Source organism: Streptomyces sp. NPDC005805, assembly GCF_040630445.1.
Lineage (GTDB): Bacteria > Actinomycetota > Actinomycetes > Streptomycetales > Streptomycetaceae > Streptomyces.
This window is the reverse complement of the sequence record NZ_JBEXXN010000046.1, coordinates 1-18211: the sequence shown is the minus strand read 5'-3', so window position 1 is coordinate 18211 and position 18211 is coordinate 1. Positions and strand designations below refer to the sequence as shown.

Genomic DNA, 18211 nt, shown 5'->3' with positions numbered 1-18211 from the left:
GGGCGGTCGGGCCCGTGAACCCCGGCTACCCGCCGGGGCGGCCGGTGATCCGCGATCCGCGGCGTCAAGTGTCGCGCAGCGAGGGCGAGTCGGGGGCCGGAACGCCGATCCGCTCCCGCCGGCTCTCGTGCCGCAGGGCCGCCCAGGTGGCGAGGGCGCCGGCGCCCTCCCAGACGGCGACGCCGAGGAACCCGGCCGGCGCCCGGTCCATGACGACGGCCAGGGTGAACACCGTGCAGGTCAGCAGCCGGAACGGCACCGTCCAGCGGAAGAAGGGCCGCCAGCCGGAGAGGGCTGCGAGGACGTAGTAGACACCCATGTTCAGCGCGGCCATGGAGGACGCGGTGAGGAAGGCCGTGGTCAGATCGCCGTCCGCCCGGCTGCCGTCCGGCACGGTCGCCAGCCGCAGCGAGGCCAGCAGGGCGTCCGGCGCCAGCAGCCCGGTCACGCCCGAGAGCACCGCGAGGACGCCGAAGACGGCCATGGTCCAGCCGGACGGGGTCAGGGCCGACAGGGACAGGGACGGCACGGAACGGGACCGGGGCGGCGCGGGCACGGGAGCCTCCAGGGGGCGGACAGGCCGGACGGATGGGGTGGGCGGGACAGGCACGGTACGGCGGGACCGCGCGCCCCCTTGCCTACCGCGCCGGGCCGCCCCTGCCCAGCCCCTTTCCGCACCCGGTTGCCGCCGTACCCGTTGCCCCGCACCGCGTCGCCCCGGACCGCCTTCCGTCGCACCCGGTTGCCGGCGCACCGCGTTCCGCACCGGCGCGGCGCTACCGCAGTGCCGCGCGCATCATCTTCTCCGCGACCGGGGCCGCCAGGCCGTTGCCGCTCACCTCCGAGCGCGCCGCGCCCGAGTCCTGGATCACCACGGCCACCGCGACCCGCTTCCCGCTCGCCGGGTCGTGCGCGTAGGAGGTGAACCAGGCGTACGGCGTACGGCTGTTGTTCTCGCCGTGCTGGGCCGTGCCCGTCTTCCCGCCCACCTCGACGCCGTCGATCCGGGCGTTGGACCCGGTGCCCTCCTCCACCACGGTGACCATCGCGCTGCGCAGCTCCTCGGCGACCGAGGAAGAGACGATCCGGTGCGCACCCCGGTCCGGGGACTCCAAGGTGTCCCCGTCCGAGTCCACCACCTCGGACACCATGTGCGGATCCGCCATGACCCCGTCGTTCGCCAGGGCCGCCGACACCATGGCCATCTGGAGCGGGGTGGCGGTCACATCGAACTGGCCGATCCCGCTCAGCGCGGTCTGGGCCCTGTCCATCCCGGTCGGGTAGACGCTCGGGTACGCCCGCACCGGGACGTCCTGCTCCTTGTCGTTGAAGCCGAACTTCTCGGCCTTCTCCCGGACCGTGTCCTGCCCCAGGTCCACGGCGAGCTTGCCGAAGACGTTGTTGCACGAGTACTGCAGCGCGGTGCGGATCGAGGCGTTCTCGCAGGGCGCGGACGGGTTCTCGTTCGGCAGGTCCCGGGTGGAGCCGGGCAGGCGGTACGGGACCGGGCTGTCGGTCCGCTCGTCGACCGAGCCGTACAGCCCCTCCTCCAGCGCCGCCGCCGCGACCACCAGCTTGAACGTGGAGCCCGGCGGCAGAGGCTGGCGCAGGGCCCGGTTCACCAGCGGCTTGTCCGGGTCGTCCAGCAGCTTCCGCCACGCCTCGCCGTCCGAGGCCCCGCTGATCGCCGACGGGTCGTAGGAGGGTGTGCTCACCAGGCCGAGGATCTCGCCGGTCGCCGGATCGATCGCGACCGCCGCGCCCTTGGTGTCGCCGAGCGCCTCGAAGCCCGCCTTCTGCACCGCCGGGTCGATCGTGGTCAGCACGTCGCCGGGCTTCTGGCGCTCGCCGGTCAGTACGTTCAGCGGGTTCTTCAGCCGGTCGTCGGTGCCGTCGAGGACATCGGCGTAGATCCCCTCCAACTGGGTGGAGCCGAACGCCTGCGAGCTGTAGCCGGTCACCGGCGCGTACAGCGGGCCGTCGGTGTAGTCCCGCTGGTACGCGAGATCACCGCTCTCGGTCCGCGCCGAGCCGGTGACGGGGGACCCGCCCACGACGATGTCCCCCAGCGGTGCCGCGTACTGCTCGACGACGTTGCGGTGGTTGTACTTGCTGTCGGCCAGGGCCTTGGCGTCGTACGCCTGGAGCCAGGTCGCGCGCACCAGGAGCGCGAACACCAGCAGCAGGGTGAAGACGGAGGCCCTTCTGATCGTCTTGTTCATCCCGACCGGAGGACGAGCCGGGAGCGGCGGATCGTTCCGCCGTGCGGCTTTTCTCAGGGCTTTCTCAGGTGCGGAGGCCCTGTGTGCGGAGACTCCATGTGCGGAGGCCCTGTGTGGGGAGACTCCATGTGCGCGGGCCCTATGTGGCCGCGCCCCATGTGCTTGGGCCCTGTGTGCCGGGTGCCTATGTGCGCGGCGGGACGAAGCCCGACTCATAGGCCGCGATCACCGCCTGGGTCCGGTCCCGCGCCCCGGTCTTCGCCAGGACGGCCGCGACATGCGACTTGGTGGTCGCCGGCCCCACCCCATCCGCTCCGCGATCTCCGCGTTGCTCAGGCCCCGGGCCATCAGGCGCAGCACCTCCGCCTCGCGGCTGGTCAGCCGGGCCGCCCAGGCGGGCGGCGCGCTCGCCGGGCGGGGAGCGTGCTCGGCGGCGAGCGCGCGCACCGCCGCCGGGAACAGCAGGGAGTCGCTGCGCGCGACCAGCCGCACGGCCTGGACCAGCTCCTCGGCGGCGGCCCGCTTCAGCAGGAAGCCCGCCGCGCCCGCGCGCAGCGCGTCGTACACATAGGAGTCGTTCTCGAAGGTGGTCACGACCACGATCCGGGGCGGGTCGTCCAGGGTGGCGAGGATCTGCTCCGTGGCCCGGATGCCGTCGGTCTCGGGCATCCGCACGTCCATCAGCACCACGTCCGGCCGCAGGGCGCGCACCACCGAGACCGCCTCCGCGCCCGTCGCGGCCTCGCCCACCACGGCGAGGCCCGGCTCGGCGTCCAGGATCACCCGCAGGGCCGTGCGCACCATCCGCTCGTCGTCGGCGAGCACGATCCGCACGGGGGCGGTCCCGTCCGTGGGCCCGGGCCCGCTCCCGGGGGCGTCCGGTGCCGGGCCGCTCATCGCGCACCCCCGGCCGCGCCCGGGCCGCCGGGGCTGAACGGGCCGCCGGGGCCGTACGGGAGCGACGCGGTCAGCCGCCACACACCGCCCCCGGGGCCGGGCTCGGGACCGGCCCCCGCGCGGCCGCCCAGCAGCGCGGCCCGTTCGGCGACCCCGCGCAGTCCGCGGCCCCCGCCCGGGCGGACCACCGGCGCCCGGCCGGGCAGCGCGTTCTCCATCGTGATCTCCACCTTCCCGCCGTCCACGGCGATCCTCAGCGACACCGGGAGGCCCCCGGCATGACGCAGGGCGTTGCTCAGCCCCTCCTGCACGATCCGGTACGCCTCCCGGGAGACCCCCGCCGGGACGGCGGCCGGGTCGCCCGCCGTCCGCAGGTCCACCGCCACCCCGCTGCGCGACACCAGCCCGCCGACCCCCGTCAGCAGCGGTCCCGTCCCGCCCGGGGCCGGGTCCCCGCCCGCCTCCGCGCTCCCGGCGGGCGGTTCGTCGTCCCGGCGCAGCAGGCCGAGGACCGCGTCCAGTTCGCCGACCGTGCGCCGGCAGGTCTCCTCGATCGCGCCCAGCGCCTCCCGGACGAACTCCCGGTCGCCCGCGCGGTCGCTGTCCAGCACCCGGCGCGCGGCGCCCGCCTGGAGGGTCACGGCCGACAGGGCGTGCCCCACCGAATCGTGCAACTCCCGTGCCAGCCGGTTGCGTTCGGCCAGCTCCGCGGCCCGCCGCTCGGCCTCGGCCAGCCGGTCGGCGGGCGTCGGACCGAGGAGCACCGGCGCCCGGTTCGCCAGCAGCGCTCCCGCGGCCGCCGAGGCCGCCGCGAGGGCCAGCAGCATCCCGAGGCCCGCGAGCGGCAGGAGCACGTTCCACCAGCCCGAGCCGCCCACGTCCAGCTCCCGGCGCAACGAGGGCAGGAACGGGGCCACGACCAGGGCGGCGGCGAACGGCGGCAGCGCGAGCGACGCCCCGCTGACCAGCGCCCCGACGCCCAGATGCAGGGCGAACCAGCCCGCCGTGCGCACCCGCGCCGCCCGGCCGCGCGCCGGCCCCTCGGCGAACCGGGCCCCCGGCACCCCGCAGAGCGCCCGGGCCGCGGCCACCGAGAGCGGCCGCGCGATCGGCAGCAGCCCGGCGACCGCGGCGAGTGGCACGGCCACGCCGTACGCCGCGAACTGGAGGGCGCCGGAGCCCGCGAACGCGTTGTCCTGCCCCGTCACCGGGCCCATCACGACCGTGCCCACGAGCCAGAACGGCATCAACAGGGCTCCGCCGAGCACCAGATGCACCCAGCGCAGCCGGGCCCGCGTGCCCAGCAGCGCCCGCGCCGCGCCCCGCAGGGCGGAGCCTGTGCCGGGGCTGGAGCCGGGGGCCGCGCCGCGCGCCCGGTCGCCGGTGCCGGGACCGGAACCCGCGCCGGGGACGACGCCGCCCGCCCCCTCGCTCACGCGGGCCGCCGGGTCAGCACGGTGACCGTCACCGCGCTCAGCAGCAGACCGGAGATCATCCCCACAGCGTAGGTGAGCGTCACCACCGCCGTCCGGCTCTCGCCGTCGGCGGGCAGCAGGGAGCCGATCAGCATCCAGCCGCCCCAGGCCGTCCACGCGGCCGTGGCGACCCAGGAGCCCGCCAGCACCGGCCCCAGCCGCAGCCGGGGAGCCGCCCGGAACGCGAGGACCAGCGCGCAGACCACGGCGACCACCGCGAACGCGGCGCGCAGCCCTTCCAGGAGCCGGAAGTCGGCCGGGCCCGACGCCCCGAGCCCGGTCCTCGCCCCGCCCGCCCACGCCAGGTGGACGGCGGCCGGGAAGACGGCGGCGACGGCCCCGAGGACGGCGCAGCACCGGACCCCCTTGGTGGCGGCGGAGTCCGGCAGTCCGCCGACCGTCCCCTGCCACAGCACGCCCCAGCGGTCCCGGGTGTACAGCAGGAACAGCGCGCCGAGGGCGAGGCCCTGGAGGATGAAGCCGCCGTAGACGACGGCGAACACCCAGGCGTCCAGGAAGGTTTCGGCGCGGTCGGCGGCGGTGCCCTGGGAGGTGCCGAACAGGCCCGCCGCGAGCTGGAGCGGGTAGCCGGTCATGATCGGCGCGAGCAGCCCGGTGGCCGTCCACATCGGCACGGTCAGCAGCCAGGGCCGCACCCGAGCCCCCCACGGCCGGGTGAGCAGCAGGGCGAGGACGATCACCGAGCCGTCCATCAGCACGGTGACGGCGTTGGCGACGGCGGTCGCGGTGGGGTGGTCGAGGAGGACGCTGCCCTCCGGGATGCCGACACGGCTGCCGGTGAGCCAGGCGGTCTTGAGCGTCAGATAGGGGAGGCAGGCGGCGATCGCGACGGCCCGCAACCAGGCCCGGGCACGGTCGGTGCGCGCGGCGCCGGGGGTGGTGGTCTGCGCGGCGGCCGGCGCGCCTGCCGTACGAATCACGGGGTCCATGGCGTCCACCCTGCTGGCCCGGGGCGCGGCGCACCTCCTGCGCCCGGAGGATCCCTCTCCGCCGCCCGGCGGAGACGCGCCGCGCGCCGGGTGGTTCGGGCCCGCCCCGGGGGCCCCTGGCCACGACCGGCAACCCCGTCCAGAATGAACCCCGTTCGCACACGCAGAGTCGGGAGGGGCCCGCGGTGGCAGCAGCACAGGTCTGGAGCGTGGACCCGCGTACCGGGCGGCGCCGGGAGCAGGTCGCGGCCGAGGCCACGGCGGGCGAGGTCGACGGCGCCGTCCGGGCCGCCCACGCGGCCCGCGCACAGCTCGCGGACCGCGCCGTACGGGCGGCCTTCCTGCGTACCGCCGCCGCCCTCCTGGAGAAGTCCCGGGACGCGCTCGTCGAGACGGCGGACGCGGAGACCGCCCTCGGCCCCGCCCGGCTCACCGGCGAACTGGCCCGCACCTGCTACCAGTTGCGGGCCTTCGCCGGGGTCGTCGAAGAGGGCGCCTTCCTGGACGTGGTGATCGACCACCCGGACCCGGCCGCCACCCCGCCCGTCCCCGACCTGCGCCGCTACAAGATCCCGCTGGGCGTGGTCGCGGTGTACGCGGCCTCCAACTTCCCCTTCGCGTTCTCCGTCCCCGGCGGCGACACCGCCAGCGCCCTCGCGGCCGGCTGCCCGGTCGTCGTCAAGGCCCACCCCGACCACCCCGCCACCTCCGAGCTGGTCGCGGCGGTGCTGCGGGCCGCGGCGGCCGAACACGGTCTGGACTCGGCCGTGCTCGGACTCGTCCACGGCTTCGACGCGGGCCTGGGGCTGGTGCGCCACCCGCTGGTCGCCGCGGCCGGGTTCACCGGCTCGGTACGCGGCGGCCGGGCCCTCTTCGACGCGGCCGCCGCCCGCCCCGCGCCCATCCCCTTCCACGGCGAACTCGGCTCGCTCAACCCGGTGGTGGTCACCGTGGCCGCCGCGGCCGAACGCGCGGCGGAGATCGGGGCCGGGCTGGCGGGCTCGATGACCCTGGGCACGGGCCAGTTCTGCGTCAAGCCCGGACTGGTGCTGGTCCCGGCGGGGGAGGCCGGGGACCGGCTCGTGGGCGCCCTCGCCGAGGCGGTGGCCGAGGCCCCGGCCGGGGTCCTGCTCGACGCCCGGATGCGGGAGAACTTCCTCGGCGGCGCGGCGGAGCGGGCCGCCCTGGACGGCGTCGCCGCGCCCGTCGCCCCGGGCGCGGCCGAGGGGCAGGCCGTCCGGCCCGGCTTCCTGACCGTCCCCGCCGCCCGGCTGACCGGGCCCGGCGCGCACGACGCCCTCCTGGAGGAGTGCTTCGGCCCGCTGACCGTCGTCGCCCGCTACACGGACCCGGCCGAGGCGAGCGCGGTCCTGGCCCGGCTGCCCGGCAACCTCTCGGCCACCGTCCACCTCTCCGCCGAGGAGGCCCACGGAGGCGGTGACGGCCCCCGCCTCCTCGCGGAACTCACCCCGCTCGCCGGCCGGGTCCTCGTGAACGGCTGGCCCACCGGCGTCGCCGTCGCCCCCGCCCAGCACCATGGCGGCCCCTACCCGGCGACCACCTCCACCTCGACCTCCGTCGGTGCGACCGCCGTCGAACGCTGGCTGCGCCCGGTGACCTACCAGACCACCCCCGAGCCGCTCCTCCCGCCGGAACTCCGCGACGACAACCCCCTCGGCCTGCCCCGCCGCGTGGACGGCCGCCCGGAACACGGCCGCCTGGAGCCCTGACCTGCACGGCTCGCCCACCCCGTCCCCTCCCGGGGCGGAATGCGGACGGGGGCGTGCGCGTTGTCGTGACGAGGTGCGCGCAGCCTGCGCGCCCGGGTCCCACCGCGCGAATCCGCACGCGATTCCCGCGACCCCGCACGACACGTACGACCTGGAGTGATGACAAGCATGCGCGTCGAGATCTGGAGCGACATCGCCTGCCCGTGGTGCTACATCGGCAAGGCCCGCTTCGAGCAGGGCCTCGCGGCCTTCGCGCACGCGGACGAGGTCGAGGTCGTGCACCGTTCCTTCGAGCTGGACCCGGACCGGAAGCGAGGCGATACCGCCCCCGTGATCGACATGCTCGCGCGGAAGTACGGCCGGACCCTGGACGAGGCCCGCGCGATGGAGGAGCACGTCGCCGCCAACGCGCGCGCCGAGGGCCTCGGGTACCGCACGGAGGGGCGCGACCACGGCAGCACCTTCGACATCCACCGGCTGCTGCACCTCGCCCGGGCCCGCGGACGTCAGGACGCCCTGCTGAACCTGGCCTACCGAGCGAACTTCGCCGAGGAGCGCTCCGTCTTCGACCCCGAGGTGCTGGTCGCGCTCGGCGTCGAGGCCGGGCTCGACGAGGCCGAGGTCCGGGGCGTCCTCGCGGACCACTCCGCCTACGCGGAGGAGGTGCGCGCCGACGAGCGGGAGGCGGCCGCGCTGGGCGCGACGGGCGTGCCGTTCTTCGTCTTCGACCGCCGCTACGGAGTCTCCGGCGGCCAGCCCGCCGAGGTCTTCACGCAGGCCCTGGAGCAGGCATGGCGCGGCCGCGCCCTCACCCCGGTCGGCCCCGCCGACGCCCCCGACGCGGCGGCCTGCGGCCCGGACGGCGCCTGCGACGTTCCGGCGTAACCTTTCCGGTCGGTCAAGCGGGTCGGTCGGTTAAGGCTTCCGGTCGGTCAACCTTTCCGGTCGGTCAAGCGGGCCGCCCGGTCAACGCTTCCGGCCGGTCAAAGCGTCAGCCGGCGGGTGAAGGACGTGCCCGGGCGGCCCGCCACCTCCGTCGGGCCGGTGGGGGTGAAGCCCGTGCGGGTCAGGACCGTCAGGGAGGCGGTGTTGTCCAGGGTGGTCACCGCGCGGAGCGCGGTCAGCCCGTACGCGTCCGCCGCCAGGGCGCACACCTCCCGCACGGCGGCGGTCGCCAGGCCCCGGCCGGCCGCGCTCCGGGCGATGCGGTAGCCGAGTTCGGCGCAGCCCTCCGCCACGTCCACCAGGTTGACCCGGCCGAGGACCGTGCCCGCCTCGTCCACCAGGACGTGGAAGTAGCAGGCGCCGGTGGCCTGTTCGGCGAGCAGGGCCGCGTGCCGGGAGTCGAACTCCGCGAAGTACGCGTTGCCCCGGTCCGGGACCGAGGCGGCGAAGTACGCGCGGTTCTCCCGTTCGAAGGCGAGCAGGGCGGGGGCGTGGTCGGCGCCCAGCCGCTGGAGGAGAGGGTGGGGTGCGGGCATGCGCGGCACGCTACCGAGGGTCCGCCCGCCCCGCACCGGGATTCCGGCCCGCGCCGACGGCTCCCGCGGCGAGGCGCCATTGACCGGTGGGCACCGGGCGACGGAGGGTGACCGCATGGACCGTACACAGAGTGCCGGGGACCTCCACCCGTCGGCCGCCGGTGAGTTCGCGCCCGCGTCGACGTATCTGAACACCTCTCTCTGCGGACTGCTGCCGCACCGCTCGGTGCGCGCGATCACCCGCCTCGCCCAGGAACTCGCCGAGGGCCGGACCGGCGGGTCCGGCGACTGGGACGCGGTGGAGGACTCCCGCGCCTCGTTCGCCCGGCTCACCGGCGTCGACGCGGCCCGGGTCGCGGTCGGCGGCTCGGTCTCGGTGCACGTCGGGCTGATCGCCGCGTCGATGCCGCCGGGGGCCGAGATCCTGTTCCCCGAGGACGAGTACGCCTCCGTCATCACCCCGTTCACCGTCCGGGGCGATCTGCGCACCCGGTTCGCGCCGCTGGAGAAGCTGGCCGATGCGGTGGGGCCGGAGACCGCCCTCGTCGCCCTGTCCTCGGTGCAGTCCTCGGACGGCCGGATCGCCGACCTGGCCGCCGTCCGCGCCGCCGCGGCCGCCCACGGGGCCCGCACCCTGCTGGACGCGAGCCAGTCGGCGGGCTGGCTGCCGCTGCGCGCGGGGGAGTGGGACTACACCGTGACCGGCGCCTTCAAGTTCCTGCTCTGCCCGCGCGGTGTCTCCTTCCTGACGGTCACCGAGGACGCGCAGCGGGAACTGGTTCCGCTGCACGCGGGCACCTTCGCCGCCGAGCACCTGTGGGAGACGACCTACGGGCCGATCACCGAACTCGCGCACTCGGCACGCCGGTTCGACGCCCCGCCCTCGTTCCTCTCGTACCACGGGGGCCGCCGGTCGCTGGCGCTGGTCGAGGAGATGGGGGTGGACGCGCTGGGCGGGCACGCGCTGGCCCTGGCCCGGCGTTTCCGCGCGGGCCTCACGGAGCTGGGACGCCCGGCGGTGGAGGCGGACTCGGCGGTCGTCGCCGTCCCGGGGCTGGGCGACCGGGCGGGTGCGCTGGCCGCCGCGGGCGTGGCGGTGTCGGCCCGGGCGGGCGGCTTGCGGGCCGCGTTCCACCTGTACAACACGGCGGCGGATGTGGACCGGACCCTGGACCTGCTGGCGTAGGCCGCGCCCCGGAAGCCGGCCTTGGGACGACGGGCCCGGACCCGCCCCGGTCGGCCCGGACCCGTCCCGGTCGGCCCGGACCCGTCCCGGTCGGCCCGGACCGGGCCCGCGCCCGGCCCGCCCCGCCCCGGAAGCCGAACCACCCCGGGCGGCGGGCCCGCGCCCGCCCCGGACGGACGGGCGGGGCCGGCCCCCGCGGCTAGCCCGCCGCCCGGGCCCGGACCTCCGGGCAGTCCGCCGTCTCGGTGTGCAGGCTCTGCTCCACCTTGCCGAGCAGCCGGGCGAGTTCGGTGCGCTCGTGCGGCGCCAGCCCGGCGAGGGTCTTCTCCTCCAGCTCGGCCCACACCTCGGAGACCTCCGTCAGCAGCGCGCAACTGCGCGGGGTCGCCTCGACCAGCACCGCGCGCCGGTCGCCGGGGTCGGGGCTGCGGCTGACATGGCCGGTCTGCTCCAGGCGCTGGAGCATCTTGGTGACCGTGGAGGGGTCCAGACCGACCTCCCGGATGAGCTCCGACTGGCGCACCGGCCCCGCGCCCCACAGGCGCATCATCAGGAACTCCTGGCCGGGGTAGAGGTCCAGGCGCCGCAGCAGCTTGCCCGCGGCGATGCGGTGCAGCCGGGCGACCCGGGAGAGGGCGTGGCTCACCTCGCCGCCGTCGCAGGCGGCGAGCGGGCGCGCGTCGGTACAGACGGGGTCGCCCTGGGTGCCGGGCGCGGCGGCGGACATGGGGGCCTCCTCGGCCGCGGGCGCGCGGCCCGCGCTGCTCTGCTCGTCTACTCGATGTGTCGGCTGCTCGATTCCCGACCGCGCGGGCGGCGGGCCCGCGCGGCTGGAATGCTCCCACACATTCTATCTTGGTCGGCCAATGAATGGGGTACAGTGTGCCCCAGGCAGTTCATTGGCCGACCATATAAATCCCTTGGGGGCGTTCATGACCACCGCTTTCGACCCCGTCCGGCTCGCCGGCCGGCAGCTCGCCAACCGCATCGCCATGGCCCCGATGACCCGCAGCCGCGCCCACGGCCCCGGCCTGACGCCCACGCCGTCGGTCGTCGAGTACTACCGGCAGCGCGCCGGGGCGGGTCTGATCATCACCGAGGGCACCCAGCCCTCCGCCGTCGGCCAGGGCTACCCGGACACCCCGGGCCTGCACAGCCGCGAGCAGATCGCCGCCTGGCGCGAGGTGACCGACGCCGTGCACGCGGCGGGCGGCACGATCTTCGCGCAGCTGATGCACGCCGGCCGGATCGGGCACCCCTCGCTCCTGCCCGGCGACCTCACCCCCGTCGGCGCCTCCCCGGTCGCCGCCGAGGGGCAGGTCTTCACACACGAGGGCCCGCTCGACTTCGTCGTCCCGGCCGAGCTGAGCGGGGACGGGGTACGGGCCACGATCGCCGACTTCGCCGCCGCCGCGCGCAACGCGATCGAGGCCGGCTTCGACGGTGTGGAGCTGCACGGCGCCAACGGCTATCTGATCCACCAGTTCCTCGCGCCCAACACCAATCTGCGCACCGACGAGTGGGGCGGCGCGGAGGAGAACCGCATCCGCTTCGCGGTGGAGGCCGCGAAGGCCGTGGCCGAGGAGATCGGCCCCGAGCGCACCGCCCTGCGGATCTCGCCCGGGAACCCGTACAACGACATCGACGAGCCGGAGCCGGAGGCGGTCTACACGGCCCTCGCCCGGGAGCTGGCGCCGCTGGGCCTCGCCTATCTGCACATCATCGAGGCGGTGCCCGAGCAGCGGGAGCTGGTCCTCGCCCTGCGCAAGCTGTTCTCCGGGACGGTCGTCCTCAACCCGGCGACCGAGGGCCCGACCGGCCCGGACGCCCTCGCGCTCGTCGAGGAGGGCGTCGCCGACCTGGTCTCCTACGGCGCGCTCTTCCTGGCCAACCCGGACCTGCCCGCACGCCTGCGGGCCGGGGGACCGTTCAACACCCCCGACCCGTCCACCTTCTTCGGCGGCGGCGACCAGGGTTACACGGACTACCCCGCCCTGAACTGACACCCGAGACCCGACACCCGAGACCCGACACCCGACGCCCGAGACCTGACGCCCGAGACCTGACGCCCGACGTCTTACGCCCACCCGGCCCCGGCCCCGCACGGGGGCCGGGACCGGGACCGGGTGAACGCAGCGCGTGGCGCGGGCCGCGCTACCGCACCGGGGTGAAGTCGCGCGCCCCGATGAACTCGGGCCTGCGCACCGGAGCCGCGAACGGCTCCTCCGCCGTGTTCTCCACGCTGTTGAACACGATGAACACATTGCTGCGCGGGTAGGGCGTGATGTTGTCGCCCGAGCCGTGCATGCAGTTGCAGTCGAACCAGGTCGCGGACCCCGCCCGGCCGGTGAACAGCCGGATGCCGTGCTCGTCCGCGAAGCCCGTCAGCGCCTCGTCGGACGGGGTGCCCGCGTCCTGCATCTGGAGCGACTTCTTGTAGTTGTCCCTCGGCGTCTCGCCCGCGCAGCCGAGGAAGGTCTTGTGCGATCCCGGCATGATCATCAGACCGCCGTTGGTGTCCAGGTTCTCGGTCAGCGCGATCGAGACGGACACGGTCCGCATGTTCGGCAGACCGTCCTCGGCGTGCCAGGTCTCGAAGTCCGAGTGCCAGTAGAACCCGGAGGCCCCGAAACCGGGCTTCACATTGATCCGCGACTGGTGGACGTAGACGTCCGAGCCGAGGATCTGGCGGGCCCGGCCCACCACGCGCTCGTCGCGCACCAGGTTCGCGAAGACCTCGCTGATCCGGTGCACCTCGAACACGGACCGGACGTCCTGGGACGTGGGCTCGATGATCGAGCGCTCGTCGGCCCGCACCGCCGGGTCGGTGATCAGCCGGTCCAGCTCGGCCCGGTAGACCGCCACCTCCTCGTCGGTGACCAGCTGGTCGACGGTGAGGAAGCCGTCCCGCTCGAAGCCCATCAGATCGGCGGTGGCGATCGGGCCCGGAGCCCCGGGGGCCGACCAGACGACCGGGTCCTTGCGCGGGGTCCTCACCTCCGAGGCGCCACGGGTCGGGTAGAGATCGGTGCGTTCGGGTGCGGTGGTCATGGAGATCAGCCCTCCTCCGTGAGCAGGGGGTAGACGCCGTTCTCGTCGTGGTCCTCCCGTCCGGTGACGGGAGGGTTGAAGACGCAGATACAGCGGAAATCGGTCTTCGGGCGCATGGTGTGCTTCTCGTGCCCGTCGAGCAGGTACATCGTGCCGGGCTCGATCCAGTGGGTCTCGCCCGTCTCGTCGTTGGTCAGCTCGGCCTCGCCCTCGACGCAGAGCACGGCCTCGATGTGGTTCGCGTACCACATCGACGTCTCCGTACCCGCGTACAGCACGGTCTCGTGCAGCGAGAAGCCGACCTTCTCCTTGGCGAGCACGATGCGCTTGCTCTCCCATGTGCCGGACGCGGCCTTCACATGGCGGTCGGTGTTCTCGATGTCCTTGAACGATCGGACGATCACAGTGCCTCGCTACCTCTCTGTCTCTCCGTGTGGGTGCGTGTCGGTGCGTGTCGGTCTGTCGGTGGTGCCCCGGGAGTCCGTGGTGCCGGGGAGTCCGTGGGGTCGGACGGTCTCGCGGACCGCGCGACCGTGGGGTCAGACGGTCTCGCGGACCGCGCGCGCCAGGATGCGCAGGCCCTCGTCCAGCTCGTCGGGGGAGACGGTCAGCGCCGGCAGCAGCTTGACGACCTCGCTCTCCGGCCCGGAGGTCTCCAGCAGCAGGCCCAGCTCGAAGGCGCGGGCGCAGACCCGCCCGGCGCGCGCCTTGTCCTCGAACTCCACGCCCCACACCAGGCCCCGGCCCCGGAAGCTGACGCCCTCGCCGCCGGCCTCGTCGACGATCGACAGCAGCGCCCGCTCGACCTGCTCACCGCGGGCGATGGTCTGCTTCTCCATCTGGCCGTCGGCCCAGTAGGTGTTCAGCGCGGCGGCCGCGGTCACGAAGGCCGGGTTGTTGCCGCGGAAGGTGCCGTTGTGCTCGCCCGGCTCCCAGATGTCCAGCTCCGGCTTGAACAGGCAGAGGGACATGGGCAGTCCGTAGCCGCTGATGGACTTGGAGAGCGTGACGATGTCCGGCACGATGCCGGCCTCCTCGAAGGAGAAGAAGCCGCCGGTGCGGCCGCAGCCCATCTGGATGTCGTCGACGATCAGCAGCATGTCCTGGCGCTCGCACAGCTCCTTGAGCGCGCGCAGCCACTCGGGCCGGGCCACGTTGATGCCGCCCTCGCCCTGGACCGTCTCCACGATCACGGCGGCGGGCTTGTTGAGACCGGAGCCCTGGTCCTCCAGCAGCCGCTCGAACCACAGGAAGTCCGGGACCTGGCCGTCGAAGTAGTTGTCGAAGGGCATCGGGGTGCCGTGCACCAGCGGGATGCCCGCGCCCGCCCGCTTGAAGGCGTTGCCGGTGACCGCGAGGGCGCCCAGCGACATGCCGTGGAAGGCGTTGGTGAAGGAGACGATGGCCTCGCGCCCCTTGACCTTGCGGGCCAGCTTCAGCGCGGCCTCGACCGCGTTGGTGCCCGTCGGCCCCGGGAACATGACCTTGTAGGGCAGGTCGCGCGGGCGGAGCACCACGTTCTGGAAGGTCTCCAGGAAGGCGCGCTTGGCCGCGGTCGCCATGTCCAGGCCGTGGGTGATGCCGTCGCGCTCGATGTAGTCGATCAGGGCGCGTTTCAGGACCGGGTTGTTGTGCCCGTAGTTGAGCGATCCGGCGCCCGCGAAGAAGTCCAGGTAGGTGTGGCCGTCCTCGTCGTGGAGGTAGCTGCCCTGCGCGCGGTCGAACACGGCGGGCCAGCCGCGGCAGTAGCTGCGGACCTCGGACTCCAGGGTCTGGAACACGCTGAGAGCGGGCGGGGTGATGGTCATGACGTCTCCAAGAAGTGGGGGTGGCGGAGTGCGGCGGATCGGGGCCTGCTGCTACGCGGCGAGAGGGCCGATGCGGTAGAGCACCTCCGGCTGGTGGGTGCCCTCCGGGAACAGCCCGCCGTCGAAGAGGACTTCGCGGCTCAGGGGCGCGTCGTGGCGCTGTGCGTAGGAGGTGAACAGCCGGTCGGACGCCGTGTTGTCCGGCGTGACGGTGGTCTCGATCTCACGGACCCCGCGCCCGCCGGCCACCTTGGCCGTCAGCGCGTCCAGCAGGACGCCGGCGAGCCCCCGGCCGCGGTGCGCCTTGTCGACGGCGACCTGCCAGACGACGAGGGCCTCCGGGCGGTCGGGGCGTACGTAACCGGTGACGAAGGCGATCGGTTCGCCGTCCCGGCCCCGCGCCACCACGGAGGTGGCGGCGAAGTCGCGACACCACAGCAGGTAGCTGTACGAGGAGTTGAGGTCCAGGACCTCGGAGTCGCGGGCGATGCGCCAGATCGCGGCTCCGTCCTCCACTCGCGGGGTGTCGATCTGCAGCGGCTCCGGGGAGTCCGCGTTTTCCGGGAATGCGTCTCGGGCTCGTACAAGGTCTTCTTGTGCGGCGGTCATGCGAATTGAATTTACCGAGCAAATTCGCAGATTGCATCGGGCGGAAGGGTTGGGCGGGTGCGTCCGATGTGTTATCGCGCGGGCGCGACCCGAGGACCGTCCGGGAGCGGGAACGCCCGATATTGCACGGGAAAGTCCGGGCAAAACGACCTTTGTGTAATCTCGGTCACACCCCTGTAACCTCGTGGGAACCCGCCCCGAACATCATGAGAATCGTTGAAGGTCCGGGCGTTTAGCCTCTTGGATCGGGGGCAGCAGAATGAGGGAAGCTATTCAAGGGAAATCGCCACCCGTGTCGCCGCACTTGTTTATCGGGTGAATTCCTGTACGCATCCCTTCGCGCTGTCGCGGCGGATGCGCACAGGAATTCATCGCGTTATCCGGTGAACGCCTCGCCGACCGCCCGCAGCGCCCCCTCCAGGTCCACCCGGCCGCCCCGGGCGGCCACCGCCGCGCCGAGCGCCGCCAGCGAGGACTGCACCGTGCCGCGGGTCGCGGCCGGGCCGTAGTGGTTGACGCGGATCATCACCTCGGCCGCCGCCCCGGCGCCCGCGACCAGCGGCAGCGAGGGGTCGGCCGCCAGGGCCGTGGTCACCAGGTCCCGGGCGTCCATCCCCCCGGGCACCCGCAGGGTGGTCGCCACCGGAGCGGCCTCCGCCGCCCGGCGCACGAACGGCGCGAGCCCGCCGCCGAGGGCCAGCACACCCGCCCGGGTCGCCGCCGCGGCCGCGGCGTGCCGCGCCCGCACCGCGGCCGGCCCGTCGGCCTCGATCCGCTCCACGCACGCCTGCAGGGCCAGCATCTCCAGCTGCGCCGGCGTGTGCGGCAGGGCCCTGCGCCCGGCGTCGATCCAGCGCTCCTTCCAGTCCAGCAGCGACAGATACGAGCGCCGGGGCGCGTCCGGGTTGGCCGCGATCCGCTCCCAGGCCCGCTCGCTCACCGAGACCGCGGACACCCCGGCGGGCCCGCCCATCGCCTTCTGGGCGCCGATCACGCACAGATCGACGCCCCACGCGTCCGTCAGTAGCGGCTCGGCGGACACCGAGGCGACCGCGTCCACCATGAAGAGCGCGCCGTGCGCCCGGACCACCTCGCCGATCTCCGCGACCGGGTTGGTGTTGCCCGTCGCCGCCTCCGCGTGCACCAGGGAGACGAAGCCGATCTCCGGGTGCTCCGCCAGCGCCTCGGCGACCTGCGCGGCCGTGACGGCGGTGTCGAACGGCACCGTCAGGTCCACCACCGTGGCGCCGCAGTCCCGCAGCCAGTCGCCGAAGGTCTGCCCGTAGGGTCCGGTGACCACGTTCAGCGCCGTGGACCCGCGGGGCGCACCGCCGCGGATGCACCCCTCCAGCGGCAGCAGCGCCTCGCCCTGCATGATCACCACGTCCTGCTCGGTGTTCATCAGGGCGGCCACCGAGCGCTCGATCTCGGCGAAGTGCGCCGCGGTCAGCGGGGCGAGGTCCAGCAGGGGGTGCGTCACGGCGGTGCTCGGCTCTCTCGTGTTCTGGTGCTTCTCATGTCCCGGGCGGTCCGCCCGAGCTTAGGTCGTACGGGCCGGTCCCACGGGCGGAGCCTCCGCCGAGGGGCCTCGTACCGGGCCCGGCACGCCTCGTACAGTGCCTGGTATGAGCGAGCAGACGGTGCTGCATGTGACGGGACGGGTGCTCGTCGGCCCGGACGAGGCGCGGGACGAGCTGTGGGTGGTGGACGGCCGGATCACCTATGAACGCCCCCGTGCCGAGGCCCTCACCGTGCGCGGCTGGGCCCTGCCCGGCCTGGTCGACGCCCACTGCCACGTCGGCTTGGACGCGCACGGCCCGGTGGACGCGGAGACCAGCGAGAAGCAGGCCCTCACCGACCGGGACGCGGGCACCCTGCTCATCCGCGACGCCGGTTCCCCCTCCGACACCCGCTGGATCGACGACCGCGAGGACCTGCCGAAGATCATCCGGGCGGGCCGCCACATCGCCCGCACCCGCCGCTACATCCGCAACTACGCCCATGAGATCGAGCCCGGGGACCTCGTCGCCTACGTCGCCCGCGAGGCCCGGCGGAGCGACGGCTGGGTCAAGCTGGTCGGCGACTGGATCGAGCGGGAGGCCGGCGACCTGACCCCCTGCTGGCCGCGCGGCGAGGTCGAGGCGGCCATCGCCGAGGCGCACCGCCTCGGCGCCCGGGTCACCGCGCACTGCTTCGCCGAGGACTCCCTGCGGGACCTGGTGGAGGCGGGCATCGACTGCATCGAGCACGCCACCGGCCTCACCGAGGAGACGATCCCGCTCTTCGCGGAACGCGGCGTCGCCATCGTCCCCACCCTGGTCAACATCGCCACCTTCCCGCACCTCGCGGACGGCGGGGAGGCGAAGTTCCCCCGCTGGTCGGCCCATATGCGCCGGCTCCACGCACGCCGCTACGACACCGTCCGCGCGGCCTGGGACGCGGGCGTGCCCGTCTTCGTCGGCACCGACGCGGGCGGGTCCCTCGCCCACGGGCTGGTCGCCGAGGAGGTCGCCGAGCTGGTGAAGGCGGGCATCCCGCCGCTGGACGCGCTCTCCGCGACCACCTGGGGCGCCCGGCGCTGGCTCGGCCGCCCGGTCCTGGAGGAGGGCGCCCCGGCGGACCTGGTGGTCTACGACGAGGACCCGCGCGCCGACGTCCGGGCCCTGGCCGGGCCGCGGCGGGTGGTGCTGAACGGGCGGATCATCGGCTGAGAAAGTGTTGGGTAAGCCGTTGATCACTCGTGGTTGAGGTCTTCGGTGAGGCGTCGGGCTGCTTCGGTCTCGATGGGGCCGTGCGGCTCGA

General features: G+C 74.3%; 16 protein-coding genes and 1 pseudogene. 5 read left to right on the top strand and 12 right to left on the bottom strand.

Annotated features, from left to right (window positions below; translation table 11 throughout):
• Nucleotides 1–64: 64 nt before the first annotated feature.
• From ABZ457_RS22655 to ABZ457_RS22635, 5 genes and pseudogenes are all read right to left on the bottom strand, one after another.
• Nucleotides 65–484: a hypothetical protein gene (locus tag ABZ457_RS22655; protein WP_359160055.1), complete on the bottom strand. Its 420-nt coding sequence runs from the start codon at nucleotides 482–484 to the stop codon at nucleotides 65–67.
• A gap of 292 nt (nucleotides 485–776) precedes the next feature.
• Nucleotides 777–2222: a penicillin-binding protein 2 gene (locus tag ABZ457_RS22650; RefSeq protein ID WP_359159946.1), complete on the bottom strand. Its 1446-nt coding sequence runs from the start codon at nucleotides 2220–2222 to the stop codon at nucleotides 777–779.
• Nucleotides 2223–2406: 184 nt separating this feature from the next.
• A pseudogene (locus ABZ457_RS22645) lies at nucleotides 2407–3026 on the bottom strand (response regulator transcription factor).
• A gap of 89 nt (nucleotides 3027–3115) precedes the next feature.
• Entirely contained in the window at nucleotides 3116–4447 is a 1332-nt protein-coding gene (locus ABZ457_RS22640) for a histidine kinase (RefSeq protein WP_359160052.1), read from the bottom strand.
• A gap of 104 nt (nucleotides 4448–4551) precedes the next feature.
• Nucleotides 4552–5544, bottom strand: a complete 993-nt coding sequence (locus tag ABZ457_RS22635) for a hypothetical protein (RefSeq protein ID WP_359159944.1) — start codon at nucleotides 5542–5544, stop codon at nucleotides 4552–4554.
• Between the two features lie 185 nt (nucleotides 5545–5729).
• On the opposite strand from ABZ457_RS22635, the gene ABZ457_RS22630 reads away from it, so the two are divergent.
• Both ABZ457_RS22630 and ABZ457_RS22625 read left to right on the top strand, forming a co-directional pair.
• A complete protein-coding gene (locus ABZ457_RS22630; RefSeq protein ID WP_359159942.1) occupies nucleotides 5730–7274 on the top strand; it encodes an aldehyde dehydrogenase family protein in 1545 nt (514 codons plus the stop codon).
• A 168-nt stretch (nucleotides 7275–7442) separates the two neighbouring features.
• Nucleotides 7443–8159: a DsbA family oxidoreductase gene (locus tag ABZ457_RS22625; RefSeq protein ID WP_359160049.1), complete on the top strand. Its 717-nt coding sequence runs from the start codon at nucleotides 7443–7445 to the stop codon at nucleotides 8157–8159.
• A 98-nt stretch (nucleotides 8160–8257) separates the two neighbouring features.
• Here the strand turns inward: ABZ457_RS22625 and ABZ457_RS22620 are convergent, their stop codons facing one another.
• Entirely contained in the window at nucleotides 8258–8755 is a 498-nt protein-coding gene (locus ABZ457_RS22620) for a GNAT family N-acetyltransferase (RefSeq protein ID WP_359159940.1), read from the bottom strand.
• A 115-nt stretch (nucleotides 8756–8870) separates the two neighbouring features.
• On the opposite strand from ABZ457_RS22620, the gene ABZ457_RS22615 reads away from it, so the two are divergent.
• The gene (locus ABZ457_RS22615) at nucleotides 8871–9941 is read left to right on the top strand and encodes an aminotransferase class V-fold PLP-dependent enzyme (protein WP_359159938.1); all 1071 of its coding nucleotides are present in this window, start codon (nucleotides 8871–8873) and stop codon (nucleotides 9939–9941) included.
• 199 nt (nucleotides 9942–10140) lie between these two features.
• Here the strand turns inward: ABZ457_RS22615 and ABZ457_RS22610 are convergent, their stop codons facing one another.
• Complete coding sequence (locus ABZ457_RS22610; protein WP_359159936.1) at nucleotides 10141–10668, bottom strand: MarR family winged helix-turn-helix transcriptional regulator; 528 nt, start codon at nucleotides 10666–10668, stop codon at nucleotides 10141–10143.
• A 205-nt stretch (nucleotides 10669–10873) separates the two neighbouring features.
• Here ABZ457_RS22610 and ABZ457_RS22605 point away from each other — a divergent pair, with 205 nt between their 5' ends.
• Entirely contained in the window at nucleotides 10874–11944 is a 1071-nt protein-coding gene (locus tag ABZ457_RS22605) for an alkene reductase (protein WP_359159934.1), read from the top strand.
• A gap of 151 nt (nucleotides 11945–12095) precedes the next feature.
• On the opposite strand, the gene thpD is transcribed toward ABZ457_RS22605, so the two are convergent.
• From thpD to ABZ457_RS22580, 5 genes are all read right to left on the bottom strand, one after another.
• Nucleotides 12096–12992: an ectoine hydroxylase gene (thpD, locus tag ABZ457_RS22600; RefSeq protein WP_359159932.1), complete on the bottom strand. Its 897-nt coding sequence runs from the start codon at nucleotides 12990–12992 to the stop codon at nucleotides 12096–12098.
• A gap of 5 nt (nucleotides 12993–12997) precedes the next feature.
• The gene (locus ABZ457_RS22595; protein ID WP_018848584.1) at nucleotides 12998–13396 is read right to left on the bottom strand and encodes an ectoine synthase; all 399 of its coding nucleotides are present in this window, start codon (nucleotides 13394–13396) and stop codon (nucleotides 12998–13000) included.
• 135 nt (nucleotides 13397–13531) lie between these two features.
• Nucleotides 13532–14800 (bottom strand): diaminobutyrate--2-oxoglutarate transaminase, encoded by a 1269-nt coding sequence (ectB, locus tag ABZ457_RS22590; RefSeq protein WP_359159929.1) that lies wholly within the window; start codon nucleotides 14798–14800, stop codon nucleotides 13532–13534.
• 51 nt (nucleotides 14801–14851) lie between these two features.
• A complete protein-coding gene (ectA, locus tag ABZ457_RS22585) occupies nucleotides 14852–15409 on the bottom strand; it encodes a diaminobutyrate acetyltransferase (RefSeq protein WP_359159927.1) in 558 nt (185 codons plus the stop codon).
• 376 nt (nucleotides 15410–15785) lie between these two features.
• Nucleotides 15786–16889: an aminotransferase class V-fold PLP-dependent enzyme gene (locus ABZ457_RS22580; RefSeq protein ID WP_359159925.1), complete on the bottom strand. Its 1104-nt coding sequence runs from the start codon at nucleotides 16887–16889 to the stop codon at nucleotides 15786–15788.
• Between the two features lie 145 nt (nucleotides 16890–17034).
• On the opposite strand from ABZ457_RS22580, the gene ABZ457_RS22575 reads away from it, so the two are divergent.
• Nucleotides 17035–18120, top strand: coding sequence for an amidohydrolase family protein (locus ABZ457_RS22575; RefSeq protein WP_359159923.1), 1086 nt, complete (start codon nucleotides 17035–17037; stop codon nucleotides 18118–18120).
• The last annotated feature ends 91 nt before the right edge of the window (nucleotides 18121–18211 follow it).